12 protein-coding genes are annotated in these 20,906 nt (G+C 73.7%); 4 read left to right on the top strand and 8 right to left on the bottom strand.

Translation table 11 applies throughout. The features are described from left to right. Nucleotides 1-17: 17 nt before the first annotated feature. Both ACFWPQ_RS23130 and ACFWPQ_RS23125 read right to left on the bottom strand, forming a co-directional pair. Nucleotides 18-1,148: a caspase family protein gene (locus ACFWPQ_RS23130; RefSeq protein ID WP_384037787.1), complete on the bottom strand. Its 1,131-nt coding sequence runs from the start codon at nt 1,146-1,148 to the stop codon at nt 18-20. Beyond that, nucleotides 1,145-2,203, bottom strand: coding sequence for a hypothetical protein (locus ACFWPQ_RS23125; protein WP_384037784.1), 1,059 nt, complete (start codon nt 2,201-2,203; stop codon nt 1,145-1,147). The genes ACFWPQ_RS23130 and ACFWPQ_RS23125 overlap by 4 nt, the downstream gene beginning before the upstream one ends. 294 nt (nt 2,204-2,497) lie before the next feature. Here ACFWPQ_RS23125 and ACFWPQ_RS23120 point away from each other — a divergent pair, with 294 nt between their 5' ends. Then, nucleotides 2,498-3,856 (top strand): cation:proton antiporter, encoded by a 1,359-nt coding sequence (locus ACFWPQ_RS23120; RefSeq protein WP_384037780.1) that lies wholly within the window; start codon nt 2,498-2,500, stop codon nt 3,854-3,856. A 138-nt stretch (nt 3,857-3,994) separates the two neighbouring features. Here ACFWPQ_RS23120 and fxsT read toward each other — a convergent pair whose 3' ends face one another. Genes fxsT through ACFWPQ_RS23105 form a run of 3 tightly spaced genes read right to left on the bottom strand, consistent with a single transcriptional unit; the run spans nt 3,995 to nt 11,186 of the window. Then, the gene (fxsT, locus tag ACFWPQ_RS23115) at nt 3,995-8,605 is read right to left on the bottom strand and encodes an FxSxx-COOH system tetratricopeptide repeat protein (protein WP_384037777.1); all 4,611 of its coding nucleotides are present in this window, start codon (nt 8,603-8,605) and stop codon (nt 3,995-3,997) included. Further along, nucleotides 8,605-9,735: a MoxR family ATPase gene (locus ACFWPQ_RS23110; RefSeq protein ID WP_384037774.1), complete on the bottom strand. Its 1,131-nt coding sequence runs from the start codon at nt 9,733-9,735 to the stop codon at nt 8,605-8,607. The genes fxsT and ACFWPQ_RS23110 overlap by 1 nt, the downstream gene beginning before the upstream one ends. Then, nucleotides 9,732-11,186 carry a hypothetical protein gene (locus ACFWPQ_RS23105; protein ID WP_384037963.1) on the bottom strand — a complete coding sequence of 485 codons (1,455 nt, stop codon included), beginning with the start codon at nt 11,184-11,186 and terminating at the stop codon, nt 9,732-9,734. The genes ACFWPQ_RS23110 and ACFWPQ_RS23105 overlap by 4 nt, the downstream gene beginning before the upstream one ends. 287 nt (nt 11,187-11,473) lie before the next feature. Between ACFWPQ_RS23105 and ACFWPQ_RS23100 the strand changes: the two genes are divergently transcribed. After that, nucleotides 11,474-13,198 (top strand): dolichyl-phosphate-mannose--protein mannosyltransferase, encoded by a 1,725-nt coding sequence (locus ACFWPQ_RS23100; protein ID WP_384037771.1) that lies wholly within the window; start codon nt 11,474-11,476, stop codon nt 13,196-13,198. A 42-nt stretch (nt 13,199-13,240) separates the two neighbouring features. On the opposite strand, the gene ACFWPQ_RS23095 is transcribed toward ACFWPQ_RS23100, so the two are convergent. After that, nucleotides 13,241-13,456 (bottom strand): hypothetical protein, encoded by a 216-nt coding sequence (locus ACFWPQ_RS23095; RefSeq protein WP_384037768.1) that lies wholly within the window; start codon nt 13,454-13,456, stop codon nt 13,241-13,243. Nucleotides 13,457-13,559: 103 nt separating this feature from the next. Next, nucleotides 13,560-14,885: an alpha/beta hydrolase gene (locus ACFWPQ_RS23090; protein ID WP_384037765.1), complete on the bottom strand. Its 1,326-nt coding sequence runs from the start codon at nt 14,883-14,885 to the stop codon at nt 13,560-13,562. A 196-nt stretch (nt 14,886-15,081) separates the two neighbouring features. Between ACFWPQ_RS23090 and ACFWPQ_RS23085 the strand changes: the two genes are divergently transcribed. Next, the gene (locus ACFWPQ_RS23085; protein ID WP_384037763.1) at nt 15,082-18,084 is read left to right on the top strand and encodes an AAA family ATPase; all 3,003 of its coding nucleotides are present in this window, start codon (nt 15,082-15,084) and stop codon (nt 18,082-18,084) included. Nucleotides 18,085-18,220: 136 nt separating this feature from the next. After that, nucleotides 18,221-19,846, top strand: a complete 1,626-nt coding sequence (locus ACFWPQ_RS23080; RefSeq protein ID WP_384037760.1) for a protease pro-enzyme activation domain-containing protein — start codon at nt 18,221-18,223, stop codon at nt 19,844-19,846. A 90-nt stretch (nt 19,847-19,936) separates the two neighbouring features. Here ACFWPQ_RS23080 and ACFWPQ_RS23075 read toward each other — a convergent pair whose 3' ends face one another. Next, nucleotides 19,937-20,737 (bottom strand): hypothetical protein, encoded by an 801-nt coding sequence (locus tag ACFWPQ_RS23075; protein WP_384037757.1) that lies wholly within the window; start codon nt 20,735-20,737, stop codon nt 19,937-19,939. Between the last annotated feature and the right edge of the window lie 169 nt (nt 20,738-20,906).

The following is a 20,906-nucleotide window of genomic DNA, read 5'->3' as shown; positions in this document are numbered from 1 at the left end:
GGCCGTGATCAGGCCGGTCACCCCGCTGATCCGGGCGGCAGCCTGCGGGCTGCCCAGTCCGTCAGCTCGCCCTGGGCCAGCGAGCCCGGGTCGAGCACCCCGAGCGCCGCCACGAGGGCGGCCAGGCCGCCCGGGTGCAGACGGCAGGTGCGCACGATGCTGATGATGTCCGCCCGGGCCGCGCCCAGCCGGGGGATGGCACCGGCCAGGTCGACCGGCAGCATGCCGATGACGAGCTGCCGCTGGTCACGGTCGGCCAGGGCGGGCCAGCCGGCCAGCAGTGCGATCAGCTCCGACAGGGCCGAGTCGGGCACCGGTTCCTCCCGGCGCCGGGTGGCGGGGAAGTCGTAGTGGCGTACGTCGCCGGCCCCGGACCGGTACCAGAGCGAGGTGGGCCGCTGCCCCCCGTCGGTGAACCGTCCGATCACCGTGTTCGCCAGTGCACCCATGTCCGGTGGCCAGTTCTCGTCGTCCGAGGACTCCAGCGCGGCCAGCACCGCCCGGGAGAACGCCCCGGTGCGCCGCACGGGGTCGTTGGCCGCCCGCTGCCCCGGCCCCGAGGCCAGCAGCACGAACTGCTCCCGGCCCGGCAACCGGTCGCCGCGGGACGGGAGTTCCCCGGGCAGCGACCGTGCGAAGCCCAGGTCCTCGACGAAGGTCTGGCAGGAGTCCACCAGCCAGATCTGGCGCCGGAAACCGGGCAGCGCGTCGGTGGTGAGGGTGGTCAGCCAGGCGTCCAGGTCGAGGTTGCGTTTGTCCTCGGCCGTGGCGTCGGCGTAGAAGAGCCTGCGGTGCCCTTGTGGGTCGGTGACGCCGTGGCCGCCCCAGACGACGAACAGCAGATCGCCCTCCAGCGCGGGCAGCCGGCGCGTCAGCACCTCCTGCACGGCCTCCCGCCCGGCGGGACCGGCGGTCACGTCCGTCCCGGGTCCGCCCGTCCCGGGTCCGCCCGTCCCGGGTCCGCCCGTGCCGGGCAGGGCGTCCAGCAGCAGGGAGATGTGGGCCGCGGGCACACCGCGGCCGCGCAACCAGGCGGTGAAGCGGCGGGCGTCGGCGGCCGGGCCCGGCAGGTCCCAGGACGGGCCGACGTCATAGCGTTCCACGCCGACCACGACGGCGTGGGTCCGGTCCGGGCGCGCGGCGGTCACGGCAGCTCCCCGGCCAGGACGCGGTACAGCTCCGGGTTGCTCCAGTAGGCGCTGTGGGAGAGCGGGAAGGGCTGGCGGCTGTCGAGGGCGATGTCCGCGACCCGGCCGGGGAAGACACCGGCGCCGAGGTAGCTGAGCAGGTCCCGCCGGTCGTAGACGTTCAGCCAGCGCGGGACGTGGTCGGGCAGCGGGGCGCCGGGCTCCAGGCTGGGCAGGGCCCCCAGTTCGTACAGGAACGGGGCCTGCGAGCCGACCGTCACCAGCAGTGCGACCTGCGGCAGCGGCCGCAGCACCAGCAGGTCCAGCGCGGCGATGCCGCCGAGGCTGTGGGCGAGCAGGACGACCGGCGGCTCGGCGGCGAGCACCGCCTGCGCGACGGCCTCGCGGACCGGGCCGCCGCGGGCCAGGTAGAGCAGCACGTCCCCGGCGGCCGGATGGGCCGCGTCGGTGAGCGCCGAACGCCGTTTCACCGCCTGCGCGGAGGCCAGGCCGAGGGCCAGCCGCCCGGTCAGCCGCTTGATCCGCCGGGTGACCGGGCCGCGATGGGTGCCGGGCTCGTCCCCGCTGCCAAAGGGCCCGGGAAGCAGGGCGGTGATCCGGGCGACCGCCTCGTCGCGGGCGGTGCCGTCGAGGGTCGCCGCCGGTCCCTGCCGTCCGGCCCGGCGGCGCACCGCCTCGGCCACGAAGGCCCGGGCCAGTTCGGCGGTTCCGGCGCCCTCGGCGGGGGCGCGGAGGAAGCGGCGGCAGTCGTCGGCGGTCAGTACGGCGGCCACGGCGGCGGCGAAGTCGTCCGCGATGCCCGCCGCGTCCAGCAGCGGGCGCAGCCGGTCGTCCGCGGTGAGCGCCGGGGCCGCCGCGGAGAGGGCCTCGCCCGGCGGCCGGGCGCCGGGTGCCAACTCGGTTCTCGCCGTGGTCTCCGCCGTGAGCAGGCGCAGTTCGAGCAGCGGGTCCAGATAGAGAAGTCCCCAGAATTCGACGTCCTCGTCGGCATCCCCCTGCAGCGCATCGGGGGCGCCCGCGTGCGGTACTTCACGCCCGGTCCCGTACCCCGGCACGGAAATACCGTTCGAATGCAGTACCGATCCGGCAGTTCCCCCCCAATAACAGGAAGACATATGGACTTCGGGCCGTAACGGCCGCAATCCTTCCCGTACGACTTCCACGGTCGCGCTGAATCCCGGCTCGCGCACGCCGGTGCCGTGTACGAATAAGACCGTCGTCACGGTCGTCCCCCCGCCCCAGAACGGCATGTTTCAAGCGCACGCAACAATAGGTCAGTTGCCGCCGCACCGGCTACACTGCGTGTGGACAACGCCACAGGGTGCGGCACTTGCCGAAGGGGGATGCCGGTGAGCATCGACTCCACTGTCACTCATGTCGTCGCAGCTCTCGCGCTGGTGATCGCGGCCTCCACGGTCCTGGGAGCGGCCGCCCGCAGGTTACGCCAGCCTTCCGTCATCGGGCAGTTATTCGCCGGCATCGCGCTCGGCCCCAGTCTGCTGGGCCTGCTCCCCGGAGGGGTGTATCAAACCCTCTTCCCGGAGCAGATCAAGCCAGTTCTCACTTCCCTGGCGCAAGTCGCGCTGGTGCTCTTCCTGTTCGCGGTCGGTTATGAACTCGACCTCGGCCAGCTGCGTAATCGCGGCGCGGTGACCGCCGTCTCGCTGAGCGGGTTCGCGATTCCCATGCTGGTCGGAGCCGGCATCGTTCTGCTGTATTCCGGAGGATTCCGCTCCGCGAACGGCGGTCATCCGATCGACGCGACATTCACCCTCTATATGGCGGTCGCCCTGTCCATCACGGCGGTTCCCGTGCTGGCGAGCATCATCCGGGACCAGGGACTGGCCGGCACCCGCCCCGCCACCATCGCGATGGCCGCCGCCGGTGTCATCGACGCGCTGAGCTGGCCGGTGCTGGCCGTCGCCCTGATCGGCGGCGAGGACGGCTCGCTGCGGGCGTGGACCGTCAAGGTGGCGCTGCTGGCGGCGTACGTGCTGGTGATGTTCGTCGTCGTGCGGCCGGCGCTGAAGTGGTGGATGCACCGGCCCGGCGCCCTGATGACCAATCACGTCCCCGTCGCCGCCGCGCTGGCGCTGGCCTCGGCCTGGGCCACCAGCGCGCTCGGACTGCACGTGATCTTCGGTGCGCTGCTGGCCGGGATCATCATGCCCCGCCAGCCCGACGGGGCTCCCGACAGCCAGGTGCTGCGCCCGCTCCAGGAGACCGGCGGCCTGCTGCTGCCGGTGTTCTTCACGATCTCCGGGATGTCGGTCCAGCTCAACGGACTGCACGCCTCCGACCTGGTGCTCCTGCTGGTGATATGCGCCGCCGCGGTGGTGGGCAAGGTGACCGCCGGTGCCCTGGCGGCCCGGGGCGGTGCCCGGCTGCCCTGGCGTGACTCGCTGCTGATCGGGGTGCTGCTCAACACCCGGGGGCTCACCGAACTCATCGTGCTGAACGTGGGGTTGCAGGCCGGAGTGATCGGCCCCCGGCTCTACGCGCTGCTCGTCGTGATGGCGCTCTTCACCACGGCGGCCACCGGGCCGCTGATCCGCCCGCTGTACCGTCCGGCCGGCGCGGCGCCGGCCGGACGCGTCGACCCCGGCTCCAGCTCCAGCTCCAGCTCCAGCTCCAGCTCCAGCGACGAACAGACGCCGGACTCCGGACAGGCCCCCGCCATGGACACCGAGCCGACGCCACAGCCGTAGCGCCGCCGCCCTGGCGCTGCTGTCCCGGCGCTGCTGCCGGGTCGAGCCGCCGGCCGGGGGCTGAGCCCGGCCGACGGGCGGCCTTCGGCCGGAACGGCCCAGGACCGCCCGGGACGGCCCGGGCGGTCCCAGGACCGTCTAGAACGGCACCGGGGCGATGTCGGCCTCGGCCCGCTGGCTGCTGGCGGCGGCGACGGTCGCCGGGTGGCTCTCGCCCAGCGACCGGCGGAACCGGGTCAGGGTGTCGGTGTGCAGCACCGTGGCCTCGTCCACGCGGTCCAGCGCGCGCAGGTCGAGAGCGACGTTGTTGGCGCAGGCCAGGGTGGTCGGGTGGTCCTTGCCGAAGGTGCGGGTGAGGATCTCCAGGGACTCCCGGTCGAGCTCCAGGGCCTCCTCGTGGCGCCCTTCGGCACTGTGCTGGTTGGCCATGCCGAGGGCCGTCGTGACCGTGAGGACGTGCTCGTCGCCCAGCGACTCCCGCAGGCCCCGCAGCGCCGTGCCGACCTCTTCACCGGCCGCGTCGAGATCGCCCAGGTGGCGCAGGGTGATGGCCAGGTTGGTCCGGGCGGACAGGGTGTAGGGATGGACGCTGCCCAGCTTGGCCGTGTAGCGCCCGATCGTCGCTTCGCCCAGTTCCCTGGACCGCGTCAGCTGGCCGTCCTGCCGGAGGTCGACGACCAGGTTGGCCGCGGAGGCGATGGCGTCCGGGTGGTCGGCGCCGTAGCGGTTCTGGAACTTCGACAGCGCCAGTTCGCCGAGCTGCACCGCCCCGTCGTGGTCCCCGGCGCGCCGACGGCACACCGCGAGCACCCGGGCGCAGCTCACGGTCGAGGGGTTGTCCTCGCCGTAGGTCGCGATGTACCGGGCGTAGACGTCCTCCTGGTGGGTGACGGCGCCCGGGTAGTCGCCGGTCTCGCGGATGTCGATGGACAGGTTGCTGAGGGTGTTCAGGGTGTCGAGGTGGTTCTCGCCGAGTGCGAGGGTCCGCAGCCGGGCCGTCTCGGTGTCGTACTCGCGCGCCTCCTGGTACAGGCCCATCAGCCGCAGCCCGACGCCCAGGCTGTGGGCCGCGCGCAGGGTGGCGGGGTCGTCGTCGCCGAAGGCCCGCAGGCAGCGGTCGTAGACGGACCGGTTGATCTCCAGCCCCTGTGCCATCTCGGCCCGCAGCCGCAACCCGCTGGTCAGCTGGATGAGGGCGTCCAGGGTGCCCTCGTCGTCCTCGCCCGCGACCCGGATGTACGTGTCCGCGGTGCGCTGCATCATCGCGGCGGCTTCCTCGTACTCTCCGACCATGCGCAGGAGGTAGGCCAGCCACTTCGCCATTTCCAGCGTCTGCTGGTCCTCGGCGCCGAACTTCGCGGTCCACACGTCCAGCGCCTCGCGGGCCATGGAGACCGCGCCGTCGTGGTCGCCCCAGTAGTAGAGGAACTCCACGACCCCGCGGATCAGGCCGCGCACCCAGGGCGAGTCGCACTCCACGGCCCGCGACACCGCGATGTGCGGCAGCAACTGCTGGTAGCGCGGCCACAGTTCGCGGGAGCTGGGGCTGTTCGGGTTGGCGTCGGCGAGCAGCAGGTGGGCGCCGTGCCGCATGTCCGCCTGCTGCTGCGGGGACATGCGGTTGACCAGGACCGCCTGGACCAGACGGTGCAGCTGGATGGTGTCGTGCCGGTGCTCGATGCGGGCCAGCGCGTAGACGTTGATCTCCCGGATGGCCCGGCCGAGCCGGATCGGGTGGCGCAGGGCCTCGTCGAGCTCGGGGGCGATGGTGCTCCGCGAGTTGTTGAACAGGGAGCGGGAGATCGGCTCGGGAGCGAAGAACGAGCAGACCTGGAGGAGCTGGAGGGCCGCGGGGTTGCGCTGTTCGAGCTGGCGCAGCGAGACGTCCCAGGCGGCGGCCACCGACATCGGGTAGTCCGGCGACGGGACGAGTTCGAGCATCAGCTCGGCGATCTTCTCCCGGATCAGCCCGAGGTACTCGTCCACGGCCATGCCGGTGACGGCCTGCCAGGCCGCGGCCTGCTCGATGGCGAGGGGCAGGTCGCCCAGCTCCTGGGCGAGCAGGTCGGCGTCGGCGTCGCTCAGGTCACGGGCCCGGCGGCGCAGCAGCGCCTTGCTCTCCTCGCGTGTGAAGACGTCCACGGAGAGGGTCCTGGCCACCCGGTCCCACTCCTGGTTCCGGGAGGTGATGAGGATCTTGCCGGTGCCGCCGGTCGGGAAGTAGGGGCGCACCGCCTCGACGTTCTCGGCGTTGTCGAACACCAGGAGCCAACGGTCGTACGGATCGCCCCGGCGCAGGGCCTCGCGCACCGCCGGGACCGCCCGGTTGGCCTCCGCGCCCACGTTCAGGCCCAGCCGGTGGGCGAGTTCGGTGAGCGCGGTCAGGATCATCGTCGGCTGTTCGGAGGGGATCCACCAGATCACGTCGTACTCGGCGGTGTGCCGGTACACGTATTCGATGGCGATCTGGGATTTCCCGACCCCGCCCATGCCGTGCAGGGTGTGCGGCAGCACCGCCGAGGTGTCGCCCGTCAGCAACTGCTCGTGCACCTGCTCGAGAAGGTCCTCCCGGCCGGTGAAATTGGGGTTGTTGGGTGGCACGTTGCCCCAGACCACCGGCACGGAGACGCGCTGCGTGGCCTGCCGCGGCTCCGGTGCGGCCGGCCCCGGGACCGTCCTGCCGGGTGACGGGAGGCCGGCGCCCGGCTGCCCGTCGGCGCTCGGCACGGGAGTCTCCCGCACCGGAGTCCCGCTCGCGGATCCCTCCGCTGCATGCTGGTACTCACTGGCAGTGGTGTCGGTCATGTCCGGGCCGCCCAAGTCTGGATTTACAACATTTTTATTTCGGTTATCGTGGCCCATAAGCCGCGAATTCTCATTCATCGACGCACCCGAAGGGGCCCCCTCCAGAGCCGCGCTGACCCGGCGGGCGCGCAGCAGATAGGGCCCCGACAGGGCGCGCAGCACGGCCAGCTCGACACGCACGAACGGCAGGCTCTCCGCCGTCACTTGTGGAACCGGCTCCTCCTCCGGGGCGAGCAGCGCACCGTGCAGCCCGCGGGCCGCCTCGAACCGGTCGCCGTAGAACTCGGACACCGAACTCACCACCCGGGCCGTGTCCGCGCGCATCGCGCCCGCCAGCAGCGCCTCGCGCGCACCGTCGACGAACTCCAGCGGCACGGGCGCGGCGGCGCTCCGCGCCCCGGCGGGCGGGGGCTGTTCCAGCAGGCCGCTCAGAAAGAGCTCGGCCAGATGGGCCGGCTGTGCCTCGGGCACCAGCCGGCGCTGTACGTCCCGCACCAGGCGGGGCTCCAGGATCGCGGCGGCCAGATGGGTGGCCAGCCGGAAGGCGGTGGGGGTGGCATGGCTGCGGAAGCGCCGGATGCGCTCCTGCACCGAGGGTGCCGGGATGACGACCGGCGGCTCGTCGACGTCCTCCTCGGGCTCGTCGGGGGCGCCCAGCAACAGCACCGGGGCCTCGATCCAGCCGGGCTCCGCACCGGCCACCAGACCGGCCCAGCGGCCCAGCCACCGGGCGTCCAGTTCGAGGACCGGGACCGCCGCGCTCCAGTCGGCGGGCGGCGGGTCGAACGGGTCGCGCCACTCGGCCGGGAAGTCCACGGCCAGTTCGGTGGTGCGGGCCCCCGCGCGGGGGCTGCGCAGCCGCGCCTGCCGGGGCACCAGCGCGGTGCGGTGCCAGTCCCGCTGGGACAGCAGATGCACCACCGCCACCGGACCGGCCGCCGACCACGGCTCCAGCGCCCGCCGGCCGGCCGCGGTCCGCCACAGCGGCCCCAGTCCGTCGGTCAGGACCAGGACGATCCGGCGCCCTGTGCGGTCCACCAGCTCGCCGGGGACACCGAGGACGTCGTGGTCCGGGTAGGGACCGCGCAGCACCGCCTCCGGCCCCCGCGCGGTCTCCCGCAGGCCGAGCCGGTGCACCCGTACGTCCCGGAAGGCGCCCAGCCGCTCCGCCACGGCGGTGAGCTCGGCGACCGTCTGCTCCCAGATGACCATGGTCGCGTGGTCGTCCACCACCAGCACCAGGTCGAAGCGGCGCTCGTCCGCCGACCGGGTGTAGGGCATCCACAGGCCGTCCTCGGCGGCGCGTTCGGCGGTGGTCTCCTCGTCCAGCTCGACCTCGAACGCCGAGGGCACCAGCTGCTTCAGCGGTCGCAGCGCACGGCTGATCCCCGCCGCGTCCCGCAGATCCGGCACCGCCTCGACCGGCTCGACCGGCTCGGCCGCCCCGGTCCGGACCCGCCGGGCAGCCCGCTCCCGCGCGGAACCCGGCCCGGAACCGGCCGGCCCAGGACTCTGCGGCGCGGCGGGCGGCAACGGCAGGAAGAGCACCTCGGCCAGGTCACCGGGCGCGTCCCGCACCTCGTCGCCGCCGGCCCCGTCCGCCGTTCCGTCGCCGTTCCGGGCCGTCGGACGGCCGTCGGCTCCGGCAGCCGCACTGCCGTCCGTGCCGTCCGTGCCTCCTGTACTGCCCGTGCTGCCCGCCGCGCCGCCCCCGCCCCCGCTCCCCGTCGTACCACCGGGGCGGCCCGTCCCGTTCGTCCGGCCGGACGCGGACGGCCACCCCGGAATCTCGGGCAGGCCGGAGAGCTCCGACAGCGCGGTCGGCCGGGGCTGCGGCGGGCGGTCCGACGCCGGCAGCCGGGCCGCCAGCGTCTGGTACGCGTGCAGCCAGAGGCCCTCCGCCACTTCGAAGGCCTCCGGATAGGCACGCGGGTCCTCACCCATCAGGGCGCCCCCGACAACTCACGCCAGAGCGCCTCCAGCAGCTCGCCCCAGGACTCGTCGTCCTCCCGGACCCCGGCCGTCCGCAGAAAAATGGCGTTGAGCAGCTGGTCGGTCGCCAGCCCGCCGTTCTGCCGGCTGCGTTCCACGAACGCCCGGATCATCTCGTCGTGCCGGCCCTCCTGGTCCCGGAAGTGCGCGGCGATCATGGCGGCCAGCTGGTCCTCGCGGGGCGGGGAGACGTCCAGCCGGACGCAGCGGCGCAGGAAGGCCGGCGGGAACTGCCGTTCGCCGTTGCTGGTGATGACGACGAACGGGAAGGCCCGGCACCGGACCCGGCCGTCCGTCACCGTGACCGTGGCGTCCGGGTCGTCGGTGAACACCCGCGCCTCGCTCTCGTGATGGCGGGCGCGGACCAGTTCCGGGATGTCGTACGAGCCGTTCTCCAGCACGTGGAGAAGGTCGCTGGGCAGATCGATGTCGCTCTTGTCCAGCTCGTCGATGAGGAGCACGCGGGGCAGCTCGTACGGGAGCAGGGCGGTGCCCAGCGGGCCGAGCCGGACGAAGTCCCCGATCCGTGCCCCGGTGCCGCCCTCCGGCGAAGCCGACGGGGTACCGTCCGCCGCCTCCGGGGTGCCGTCGCCGGACGGCGCGGCCTGGGCGGCCGGGCCCCGACCGAGGGACGCCTGGGCGCGGCCGATGGCGTCGTACTCGTACAGTCCGGCGCGCAGGGTGCTGCGCGAGGTGATGCCCCAGTGCAGCACCCGGCCCAGGCCCAGTTCACGCGCGACCAGATAGGCCAGCGTGGACTTCCCGATGCCGGGCCGGCCGGTCACCAGCAGCGGCCTGCGCAGTAGCAGCGCCGTGTTGATCATGTCGATGTCGTGCGGGTCCTGCCGGGAGGTGGTGCGGCCCATGCTGCCGAGCCGGCGGTCGGTCTCGGCGCTCTCGGCCGGTACGGGCGGCAGCACCGGGCCGCCGTCGAAGGCCCGCCAGCCGGGCGGCGGGGGCAGCACGTCGGCGAGGCGGATGTCGGGCAGCGGCTGCCCGGTGCCGCGGTAGATCCACCAACTGCGGCTGACGGGACCGCCGTTGCGGCTGCCGTTGTGGGCCGGGGGCTGGGCGCCGCTCATGAGGTCCCCTCGTCGTCGTGTCCGCCGCGCACGCTTCCGGGATCCGATGCCGGGTAGTCGGACCAGTCGACCAGCCGGTTCGGGTTGTCGAGGAGCACCGCGAGGTGACGTCCTGAGTGCGCGTCGCGCTGCGCCGCGGCGGCGGTGGCCGCCTCGATCCGCAACTGCCGGACGCGTTCGGGCAGTTCGGCGGCCGTTCCGCGCAGCAGCTTGTCGACCCGTTTCCTGAAGTCGCCCGGGGGCGCGGGCCGGCGGTCCCAGACGGCCAGCGGCACACCGGCCCGCAGCGCGGCCTCGAGCGTGGCCTGGCGGCCCTCGGGTCCGGCCAGCGGAGGCGCGTTGAGCGCGACCGACACCAGCCGCTCGTCGGCGGCGAGGGTGCTGTTCCAGCGCACGGGGTCGTGGCCGCGCTCGCCCGTCGTGTCCCAGTGGCAGAGGATGCGGGGGCCGGCCGTCATCTGCTGCCAGCGGTTGCGCCAGCGCCGGTGGTACCGCCGGGCCCGCATCCGCTCCAGGCTGCGCAGCGCCACCGGGAAGTCCAGGCACAGCGCGGTGGCGGAGTCCGAGTGCGAGGCCATCGGCAGCCATTCCACCGGGTCGTTGAGCAGCTGGAGCGGCAGCACGAACTCGAGTACCGGCCTGCCGGGGCGCTCGCCCCAGTCCTCCTCGACGCTCTCGACCAACTCCTCGACCGCGGCCTCGACCTGCCCCAGGGCCACGATCCGGTCCTCTCCTCGCTCCGGCCGCCACGAGCCCGGACGCCGCTGCCGCCAGTGGGACAGCAGGTACTCGTCCGGGCTCATCCCGTGCTTGCTGAGCTGGACAACGAGACAGGCGGGAGCCGGTTCCGCCACCCCACGAGTGATCTGCGAGCGGAGGGTGTGAAGAGGACTCAGCAGGTCAAGTCGGGTGCCCTGATCGTCGTTCCAGCCGCGCAGGCCGTCGACGACCTGCCGGTCGGCGCCGGACGCGGCGCCCGCGGCGATCGCGTGCTCCACCAGGACCAGCACGGGAAGCAGGCCGTCGGGGCGGGCGTTGGCGTCGGCCAGGAAGTCGAAGGCCTCCTGGAGGGTGGCGACCGGGCGGGCCGGGAGCGGCAGGTCACCGGCCGCCGCGTACAGCAGACCCTGCGGGTCGGGATGCGGTAGGCGGCTCAACAGCGCGCGGGCTCTGCGGACTTCGGCTTCCGGCAGGACCGCCAGGACCGGCGATGCGGAGACGAGCTCGACGATCCTCAGTACGGGGATCGAGCCGGGGTCGTACTCCTGGAGGGTGTCCGCGAGTACGGAGAGTCCGGAGGGCTTCCGCCAACAGGCTTGGAAGATCTCCAGTATGTCGTGCCGCTTCCGGCTGTGTCGCCGGACGTTGGCCAACTCGGGTAACCGGCCCGCCAGCATGTCGATCAAGAGATCGCGCCCTCCCGGTGCGTCGAGTCCCGACACCGCGCACATCTGCTCTACCAGCTCATGCTCGAATCCCGCCGCATGGCCGCCGTTTCTCCCACTCAACAAACTTCCCCCCGTCACGGCTCCGGCGTCCCCCAACTCCCTCCCGTTGCAGGGCAGTCCGGGTGCCGCAGCCCTACGTCCAGGGTATGGCCCAGGCCTTACGGGTGGCCACCCCGGAACGGGAATCACAGGCATCCGGCCGGAGGGTCGCACAGGCGTGGGCCGGGCGGTCGCACAGGCGTGGGGCTCCCGCTTCACGGCGGGGTGCGGGCACCGCCTAAGGTCGTCCGGTGACGAACAGCAGCGCGACGCGTTCCCACGACCTCGACGGCATACGTCCGGCGCCGGTGTCCCCCCGGTGGCCGGACCGGCTGCGCCGGTTCGGTTACGCCGGGGCCCCGCCCGGCGGCGTCCGGGAACGCCTGGTCCCGCCCTTCCCCGAGCCCGCCACCCGCCTCTGGCGGCTCCTGGGCCTCGGCCCGGCCCGGGCGGAGCGCCTCGCGAGGGCGGCGGAGTGGCTGGGCCCGCTGCTGGTCACCGTCCTGGCCGGCGTCCTCCGCTTCTGGCGCCTCGGCCGGCCGCGCGACCTCATCTTCGACGAGACGTACTACGCCAAGGACGCCTGGGCGCTGCTGCATCTCGGGTACGAGGGCACCTGGCCGGACCGTACGGTCGCCGATCCGGAGATCCTGGCGCATCCCCAGAAGATCCCGCTCTCCGACACCGGTGCCTTCGTGGCGCACCCGCCGACGGGCAAGTGGGTGATCTCCGCCGGCGAGTGGCTGTTCGGCCTCGACCCCGTCGGCTGGCGCTTCATGACGGCGGTCCTCGGCACCCTGTCGGTGTTCATGCTGTGCCGCATCGGCCGCCGCCTGTTCCGCTCGACGTTCCTGGGCTGCCTGGCCGGGGCCCTGATGGCGATCGACGGCCTGCACCTGGTGATGAGCCGCACGGCCCTGCTCGACCTCGTCGTCATGTTCTTCGTGCTGGCCGCGTTCGGCTGCCTGCTGATCGACCGGGACCGGGCCCGGGCGCGGCTCGCGGCGGCCCTGCCGGCCGACGCGGAGGGCCGGGTGCGCCCGGACGCCGACACCGCCGCCCGGACCGGGACGGGCCGGCGGCCCTGGCGCCTCGCGGCCGGCGTCCTCCTCGGCCTGGCCGCCTCGACCAAGTGGAACGGCCTGTACGTCCTGGTCTTCTTCGTGGTCCTGACGCTGCTGTGGGACGTCGGCGCCCGCCGCGTCGCCGGGGCCCGCCACCCGTACCGGGCGGTGCTGCGCCGAGACCTCGCCGGGTCGGTCCTCGCCCTCGTCCCGACCGCCGTGGTCACCTACCTGCTGACCTGGACCGGCTGGTTCCTGTCCGACGACGGCTGGGGGCGGCACTGGGCGGACGGCCGCGGCGGCACCTGGTCGTGGATACCGGCCCCGCTGCGCAGCCTCTGGCACTACGAGTACCTCGTCTACCAGTTCAACGTGAACCTGCACACGCCGCACAAGTACCAGTCGAACCCGTGGAGCTGGCTGGTCCTCGGCCGTCCGGTGCTGTTCGCCTACGACTCCCCCGAGCCCGGCCAGGACGGCTGCTCCACGGCGTCCGCCTGCACCCGCACGGTGCTCGCCCTGGGCACCCCGATGCTGTGGTGGTCGGCCTGCCTCGCCCTCGGCTACCTGCTCTACCGGTGGGCCCTGCGCCGCGACTGGCGGGCCGGCGCGATCCTCTGCGCGGTGGCGGCCGGTTACCTGCCCTGGTTCCTCTACCAGGACCGTACGGTCTTCTCCTTCTACGCCGTGGTCTTCGTGCCGTACCTGTGCCTGGCCGTCGCGATGATGCTGGGTGCCGTGCTGGGCCCGCCGGGCGCGGACCGCCGGCGCCGCACCCGGGGTGCGGTGGCCGCGGGGGTGCTGGTGCTCCTCATCGCCTGGAACTTCGTCTACTTCTATCCGATCTACACCGGGCAGACGATTCCCTACAGCGGCTGGCAGGCCAGGATGTGGCTGGACACCTGGATCTGAGGCTCACCCGCCGCCGGGGCTCAGCACGGTAAGGCGCCCGGCTCAGCGCAGTGCGGCGGCCTCGCCCGTGCGGACGGTACGCAGGACGCGGTCGACGGTCTCCCGCTGCTCGCCCACGGGTGCCGTGCAGCCGATGACGTCGCGCACGGCCCGGTCGCCGAGCGTCCGGGAGATCGCCCCGGCGCCGAGGTACTGCGAGGCCATGCAGCCGCCGGCCGTGGCGATGTTCCCCTCGCTGCGGAACGGCGCGTCCAGCACGGTGACACTCCCCCGGTCCGGCGGTGGACGTCCCCTCTACGCTCCCTGCGCGTCTACGGTCCCTGCGTGCCCACGGTCCCTGCGCGGTGCGGCGGCCGGTGTCTCAGCGGTGTGCCGTGGCCGTGGGGCTGGGCGCCGGACCCTCCGCGCGTACCGAGCCGTGGCCGTGACCGGGGCGGGCGTGCGGGCCGGTGCTGGGCCTGCCCGCCGCCTCGCTCGTCGTCTTCCTGGCGTGGTGCCGGGGCACGACGTCCTGCGGGAAGGTCAGCTGGTCGTTCATCCACTTCAGGGCGGCCGGCATCTCCCGCACCCAGGTGGGGAAGTTGTGGCTGCCGTTCTCGGGGAGGATGGAGACGACCCGCATGGGCGCCCGGACGGCCTTGATGAAGGCCTGGGTCTCGGCGTAGCCCTTCTCGCCGTGCTTGCTGTTGGCGACCAGCACCGAGACCTGGGGCACCGGCAGGTGCTTCAGCCGCCACATCAGGTCGTGGCCGTCGATCCGGGCCTGGCGGCCGGGGCCGCTGCCGAAGAGGTTGCCGGTGGTGGGGTCGTCCTTGACCCGGTAGTCGGGCGACAGGGCGGCGGCCGTGGTGTAGACGCCGGGGTCGCGCATGGTCAGCTGGAGGGCGCAGCTGCCGCCCGAGGAGTACCCCATGACGCCCCAGGAGTTGGCGTCGTGGCCGGCCCGGTAGACGGACTTGATCGCCTCCGGGAGGTCCTTGGCCAGGAACGTCTCGGTCTGCGGTCCACCGGGGACGTCGACGCACTCGGTGTCGCGCGGCGGAGCGATGGTGGGCCGGATCATCACCATGATCGTCGGCTGCATCTGCCCCTTGCGCTGCAGTTCGCCCGCGGTCTGCGAGACCCGCAGGTGCTGGGCGAGGTTGTAGATGCTGCCCGGGTAGCCACTGAGCGCGACGATCACCGGGAAGCGCATGCGGTGGTACGCCTTCTGGAAGTACTGCGGCGGGAGGTAGACGAAGGCCGGGTCGACCACGCCGGTGCGGCGGCCGATGATCTTCACCGACTCCACCCGGCCGACAGTCGCCGCCGGTCCGCTCGGCAGCCCGCTGACCCTGCTCAACTGCTGGTCCCCGGCGGGCTGCACGAGCGACGCCCCGTGGACGCTGCTTATGCCGTTCACCGAACCGCCGCCGTTCCCGCCGGCCGCCTGGGTCACGCCGACCGGAGCGGTGTCGACGTTGCCGAGCAGCTCGTTCCAGGAGCCGAAGAACTGGTACGACGAGTTCACCGCGCACGCGAACGCCGCGACGATCGTCACCTGCGTCACCGCGACGGCCCCGAGCCGCCCCAGCACCTGCCACAGCCCCGGCCTGGCGAACCGCGGCCACAGCCAGACCAGCAGGGCCACACACAGGGCGGCCAGCGCCGCGAGCGCGTATACGGTCGTTCGACTGGTCAAACCCATGTCACTCAGTCCCTGGTTTCCCTGCCCGTGCATCGTTGCTTCCGCACAGGAGGAGGGCCGAAGAGCCTTCCGCGTTCCGTAACGAGGGATTCAGGAAGAAGACATGACCTGTTACGCCATGTCGGACAGGGCGCCGGCCGCCGTGGGGTGACGGACGTCATTGACACACCGGATCACCGAAGGTTGTCATGAACACATGCAACTGACCGGGCGCCGTACGCTGCTCGACGCCGCCCGGGTCCAGGCGGCGACGCGCCCCGGACTGCTCCTCCACGGTCCCGCCGGCATCGGCAAGTCCACGCTCGTGGCGGCCCTCACGGCGGACCGGGCCGCCGGCACCGTACTGCACTGCTCGCCCGCCGAGGAGGACGCCCGGCTGCCCTTCGCGGGTCTCGTCGACCTGTTCGCACGGATCCCGGAGAGCCGCCTGGAGGCCCTGGCGCCGCAGCCCCGGGCGGCACTGCGGACCGCCCTGCTGCGCGGCGGCGGACCGGCGGACGACCGTGGCCTGCTCGCCGTACGCGTCGCCGTCCTCGACGCGCTGCGCGTCCTGGCCGCCGACGGCCCCGTCCTGCTGGTCGTCGACGGCCTGCAGTGGCTCGACGGACCGACCGCCGAGGCCCTCGCCTTCGCCATGCGCAGGCTCGACGACCCCGGCCTACGGATGCTCGCCGCCGAGCGGGTGGCGGACGGCGGCCAGCCCGAGCGGCTGCACTGCTGCCCGCCGGGCACCGTCGAACTCCCGGTGCCACCCCTGACGGACGGCGAGACGGCCCGCCTGGTCCGCGCCGACCTCGGCGCCGACCTGCCCCCGGCCGTGCTCCGGGCGACCCAGCAGATCGCCGCCGGAAACCCTTACTACGCACGGGAGTTGGGCCGCGCCGCGCTGCGTGCCCCGGTGCCGGCCGGGTTCGGCGCGCTGCCGCCGGTGCCCCCGGGACTGCGCACCCTCCTGCTGGAGCAGGCCCGTTCGCTGCCGGAGCCGGTGCGGCACGCCCTCCTCGTGGCGAGCGCCGCCGACCGGCCGAGCCTCACCCTGCTGCGCGCCGCCGGGCTCCCGGACCCGGCCGCGGCCCTCGCGGAGACGGAACGGCTCGGCATCGCGGCCGCCGACGCCGACGGGGTCGTACGCTTCCGGCATCCCGTGCTCCGGGCCGCCGTGCACGCCGACGCCTCCGAGCACGGCCGGCGGCAGGCGCACGCCCTGCTGGCCCGCGCGGTGACCGAACCCGTGGAGCGGGCCCGTCATCTTGCCCTCTCCCACCCGTACGAGGACGAGTCCACGGCCCGCACCCTGATGACGGCGGCCGGGGCCGCGCGCCGCGACGGCGCCCCCGGCACCGCCTTCGAACTGGCCGTCCTCGCCGCCCGCCGCACCCCGGCCGGCCACCCCGCGGACCGTGCCGAACGGCTGCTGGCCGCCGCCGAGTACGCCTGCGACGCCGGACGCACCGAGGAGGCGGGCGAGGCCGCCGGGGCCGTGCTCGCCCGGTCCGGCTCGGCGGCGCAGCGGGTGCGGGCCCGCCTGGTCCTGCTGCGCGGCGCCGGGCAGGCGCTGGAGGGCACCGAGGACCTGATCGCGGACGGCCTGCGGGACGCCGCCGGCGATCCGCGCTCCGAGGCCCGGCTGCACCACTGGGCCGCCGTACGGGGCCTGCTGTGCGGAGAGTTGACGGAGGCGGCCGAACACGCCCGGCGGGCCGCACGGCAGGCGGGCGCGGCCGGCGACACCGGGACCAGGATCGACGCGCTCGCCACCCTCGCCCGGGTGCGCTCCCTGGCCGGGGACCCGGTCGCCGCCGACACCGCGCTGACGGAGGCGCTGACCCTGCTCCGCTGCAGTCCGGAAACGGCAACGCCCCACAGGGGCGCGGGGCCCTGTCCGATATGTGGCTACCGCCACGCGGGCGCGACCAGCCACGACGGCGCCGCAGCCGACACACTGCACCTCGCGCCCCTCCCAGCGGAGCGCCCCGGCGGCCCGGAGAGCCGGCGGCTCATCCGCATGCGGGCGATCCTCGCCCTGGACTCCGACCGGGTGACCGAGGCCCGCGACCAGGTCGTCCCGCTGCTCGCGGCGACCGGCGAGCCGGCCGGCGCCGAGGACACCGTCGCGACCCTGGTGGCACTGACCCGCATCCAGGTGCGCGCCGGGCACTGCCGGGAGGCGCTGCGCACCGCGGCCCGCTGCGCGCGGGCCCTGCCCCAGGCGGCTCCGGCCCTGTACGCGGCGGCACTCGCCGCGACCGCGGGCGCCACCGCCGACGAGGCCCGGCGGCTGGCCGCGCAGGCGGTCCGTGCCTCGGAGGCGGACGGCGACCGGCTGTTCCTGCTGCGCGCGCTCGCGGTGCTCGGGCAGGCCGAACTCCTCGGCGGCGATCCGCGCGGGGCGGCCGCCGCCGTCGAGGCACTGCAACGCGTCCGGGAACTCGGCGAGGCCATGTGCGCCGCCGACCCGCCGCTGCTGCACTGGTACGGCGACCTGGCCGAGGCCCTGGTCGCGCTGGGCGAGACGGACGCGGCCGGGGCGGTGCTCCGCGACGCCCGGGCGCGCGTGCCGCACGGCGCGCCCGGCAGCGTCCTGGCGGCGCTGGAACGGGCGGAGGGGCTGTGCGAGGCGGGCCTCGGCCGGGCACGGGAAGGGGCGGTACGGCTGCGCACCGCCGTCGAGCGGCTGCGCCGGCTGCCGCTCCCCGTCGAGCTGGTACGCGCGCTGATCGCACTCGGCGCGGTCGAGCGCCGCGCCCGCCGCCGGAACGCCGCCCGGCAGGCGCTCGCCGAGGCCCTGGAGACGGCGACCCGGATCGGCGCGGCCCCGCTCGCGGCCCGGGCCAGGGACGAACTGGCCCGGCTGGCGGCCGGGGAGCGGGGCGGCGAGACGGGTGCGGGCGGACCCGAACTCACGCCCACGGAGGCGCGGATCGCCGAACTGGTCGGCGGCGGGGCCACCAACAGGGAGGTCGCCGCGGAGCTGTTCATCAGCGTCAAGACGGTGGAGGGGGCACTGTCCCGGGTCTACCGCAAGTTCGGCGTCCGCTCGCGCACCGCGCTGGCGCACGCGATGGCCGTCGCCGTCATCGCCGCCGGGGCGGCGGTGGACACCGGGGACGACGACCGGCCCGGGCCGGTGGCACAGACCGTGGCAGTGAGCCAGGCGGCACGGGCCCGTCTGCCCCGCCCGCTCGACACACGCCGTTGACGTGACATCCGCAGTTAACACGTAACGCAAGGGTTCCCCCGCTTACGGGGGTGGGGCCGGAGTTCCTACGGTGATCACGTTCCGGTTCCGGGACGCAACTCCCCACCCCCCACTCTCCATTCCTCGGAGGACCCCAGTGAAGTCACGCCTCAAGCTGCTCGGCCTGGTCGCCGCGCCGGCCCTGGTCACGGCGGTCGTCCCCGCCGCCTTCGCGGCCGACGCCCCGCACACCGCCCGGGCCGCCGTCTCCGGAGACGTCCTGCCCGGCCTGAAGCACGACGCGGCCCGCACCGGCGAGGTGGCGGCCGGCAAGCGGATATCCGTGGCGATCAGCCTGACTCCCCGGGGCGGTACGGCACTCGACACCTTCGTGGCGAAGGTCAGCGACCCGCACTCGGCCTCCTACGGCCACTACCTGACCAAGAGCCAGTTCGCGGCCCGCTTCGGCCGGACCGACGCCGAGGTCGAGCAGCTGAAGGACTACCTGCGTTCGCAGGGCGTCACCGTCGGCAAGGTGCACTCCGGGAACCTGCTGGTCGACGCCAGCGGCACCGCCGCCCAGCTCCAGAAGGCCTTCGGCACCCGGCTGTCGACCTGGAAGGACGCCGCGACCGGCCGCTCCTTCTACGCCAACGACAGCGCGCCGACGCTGCCGTCCTCCCTCGCCTCCCTCGTCAGCGACGTGGCGGGCCTCAACAACCGCGTCCAGCTGCACCACCAGGCGACCCCGCACACCGTCTCCCCGCACGACGGCCCCGGCGGCGGCTACACCCCGGCCCAGCTCAAGGGCGGCTACAACGTCTCCAGCACGTACACCGGCAGCGGCCAGAAGATCGCGCTGATCGAGTTCGACGGCTTCCAGCAGTCCAACATCACCAAGTACGACACCAACTACAGCCTGGGCTCGCCCACCCCGACCGTGTCCAAGGTCGACGGCGGCTCCGGCTCGCTCGGCGACGGCCAGGTCGAGGTCGAGCTGGACATCGAGGTCCTGCACGCGATCGCCCCGAAGGCGAACGTGACGGTCTTCGAGGGCCCCAACTCGGACGCCGGTGAGGTCGACACGTACCAGGCCATCGTCGACAGCGGCATCCCGACCACCTCGATCAGCTGGGGCGCCGCCGAGTCGGCCCGCACCACCTCCAACATCAACGCCGTGGACGCCGTCTTCAAGACGGGCGCCGCCGAGGGCCTCGGCTTCTACGCGGCCTCCGGCGACGACGGCTCCGACGACGCGGGCGACGGCGGCACCTCGGTGGACTACCCGGCCAGCGACCCGTACGTGACGGGCGTCGGCGGCACCAAGCTGACCGTCACCTCGGCCAACGCCTTCAGCAAGGAGGTGGCCTGGTCCGGCGGCGGTGGCGGCAAGTCCTCCGTCTTCAAGATCCCGAGCTGGCAGACGGCCGTCCAGAAGAGCGCGGGCGGCGGCTACCGCCAGGTCCCGGACGTCTCGGCGCACGCCAACCCGAGCCCCGGTGTCTCCATCTACTCGCAGGGCTCCTGGTCCTCGGTCGGCGGCACCAGCGCGGCGGCCCCCGAGTGGGCGGCGTTCGCGGCCCTCTACAACCAGCAGGCGGCGGCGAAGGGCAAGGCCAACCTCGGCTTCGCCAACCCGGCCCTGTACGCGGCGAGCGGCACCGGCTTCCACGACATCACCAGCGGCAGCAACGGCGCCTACTCCGCGGCCACCGGCTGGGACTTCACCACCGGCTGGGGCTCGTACAACTCCTCGACCCTGGCGACGAAGCTCCTCGGCTGACCCCGCCCCCTCTGCACCACCCGCCCCCGCACGTACCGGGATCCGTCCCGGTGCGCGCGGGGGCGGTCTCGTTCTCACCTGACGTCGCTCTCACCTGACGTCGACGAAGTCCCCGGCCGCCGTGGCCGGGCCGGTGGTGGCGGTGCCGGCGAAGACGTAGCGGAAGTAGCCGTCGGCCTTGGCCTTGGTGGTGGTCCGCAGCGCGCCGCTGCTGCCGCTGGTGACGGTCTTCAGGGTGGTGTAGGTGCTGCTGCCCTTCTTGCGGAACTGCAGCTTGACCGCCTGCCCCTGGTAGCCGGTGTAGCTGCCGCTCGACCAGTTCGCGCGCGTGAGCCTGCCGGTGACCGTGATGGTCCTCCCCTTCTTCACCGGCTCCGGCGAGGCGTTGACCGTGACCTTGCCCAGCCGCTTGACCGAGGCCGTGCCCGCGACGTCGATCTCCGTCCAGTCGTCGGTGCGGTCCTGCGCCCCGGCGAGCACGTTCCACCTGCCGGCGAGGCCGTTGTGGTCGAGGTCCCGGGCGGCGTCGACGGCGATGCTCACCTGGCAGTCGGCGGTGGTGGGGTCGGCGATGGCCGGCACCTCGCACGTACCCGCCGGGTACGCCCCCAGGGTGCCGTCCTCGTCGTCGGTGTTCGGGCCGTGCCACAGGTAGGCCCAGGACGCGACGACGCCGTCCGGGTCGGTCGCCGTCCAGGTGATGGTGACGGTCTTCTTGGTGGTGAGGCCGAGGACGATGTCCTTGCCGCCGTTGACGACGACGTTCGAGAACACCGTGTCGCTGGCGGCGGACCGGTCCGCCGCCTGGGCGGCTGTCGGAAGCACCGACGCGGACAGGGCGGCAAGGCCGGTGGCAAGGGACACGGCGGCGACGGCCGGGCGGATGCGCATGGAATCCCCTTTCGGGATCGGCGGCTCGCCGCCTCCGTACGGCGAGTCCTGATGCTGCGTCACACCGCCTAGACATGCGGGGGACCGTCACGGTTGCCCCGTTGTTCCGATCGTGTTCACCGGAACCGGGGCCGGGTCGGGGCCGGGTCGGGGCCGGGGCCGGGGCCGG

Source organism: Streptomyces sp. NPDC058464, from assembly GCF_042721035.1.
Lineage (GTDB): Bacteria > Actinomycetota > Actinomycetes > Streptomycetales > Streptomycetaceae > Streptomyces.
Note: the sequence above shows the minus strand (reverse complement) of the source record. Positions and strands in the feature narration are given on the sequence as shown.

Coding starts and splice junctions, on each gene's coding strand:
- fxsT (WP_384037777.1), bottom strand. CDS start 8,605: ATGGGTGAGGACCCGCGTGCCTATCCGGAGGCCTTCGAAGTGGCGGAG.
- ACFWPQ_RS23110 (WP_384037774.1), bottom strand. CDS start 9,735: ATGAGCGGCGCCCAGCCCCCGGCCCACAACGGCAGCCGCAACGGCGGT.
- ACFWPQ_RS23105 (WP_384037963.1), bottom strand. CDS start 11,186: ATGTGCGCGGTGTCGGGACTCGACGCACCGGGAGGGCGCGATCTCTTG.
- ACFWPQ_RS23090 (WP_384037765.1), bottom strand. CDS start 14,885: ATGGGTTTGACCAGTCGAACGACCGTATACGCGCTCGCGGCGCTGGCC.
- ACFWPQ_RS23085 (WP_384037763.1), top strand. CDS start 15,082: ATGCAACTGACCGGGCGCCGTACGCTGCTCGACGCCGCCCGGGTCCAG.
- ACFWPQ_RS23075 (WP_384037757.1), bottom strand. CDS start 20,737: ATGCGCATCCGCCCGGCCGTCGCCGCCGTGTCCCTTGCCACCGGCCTT.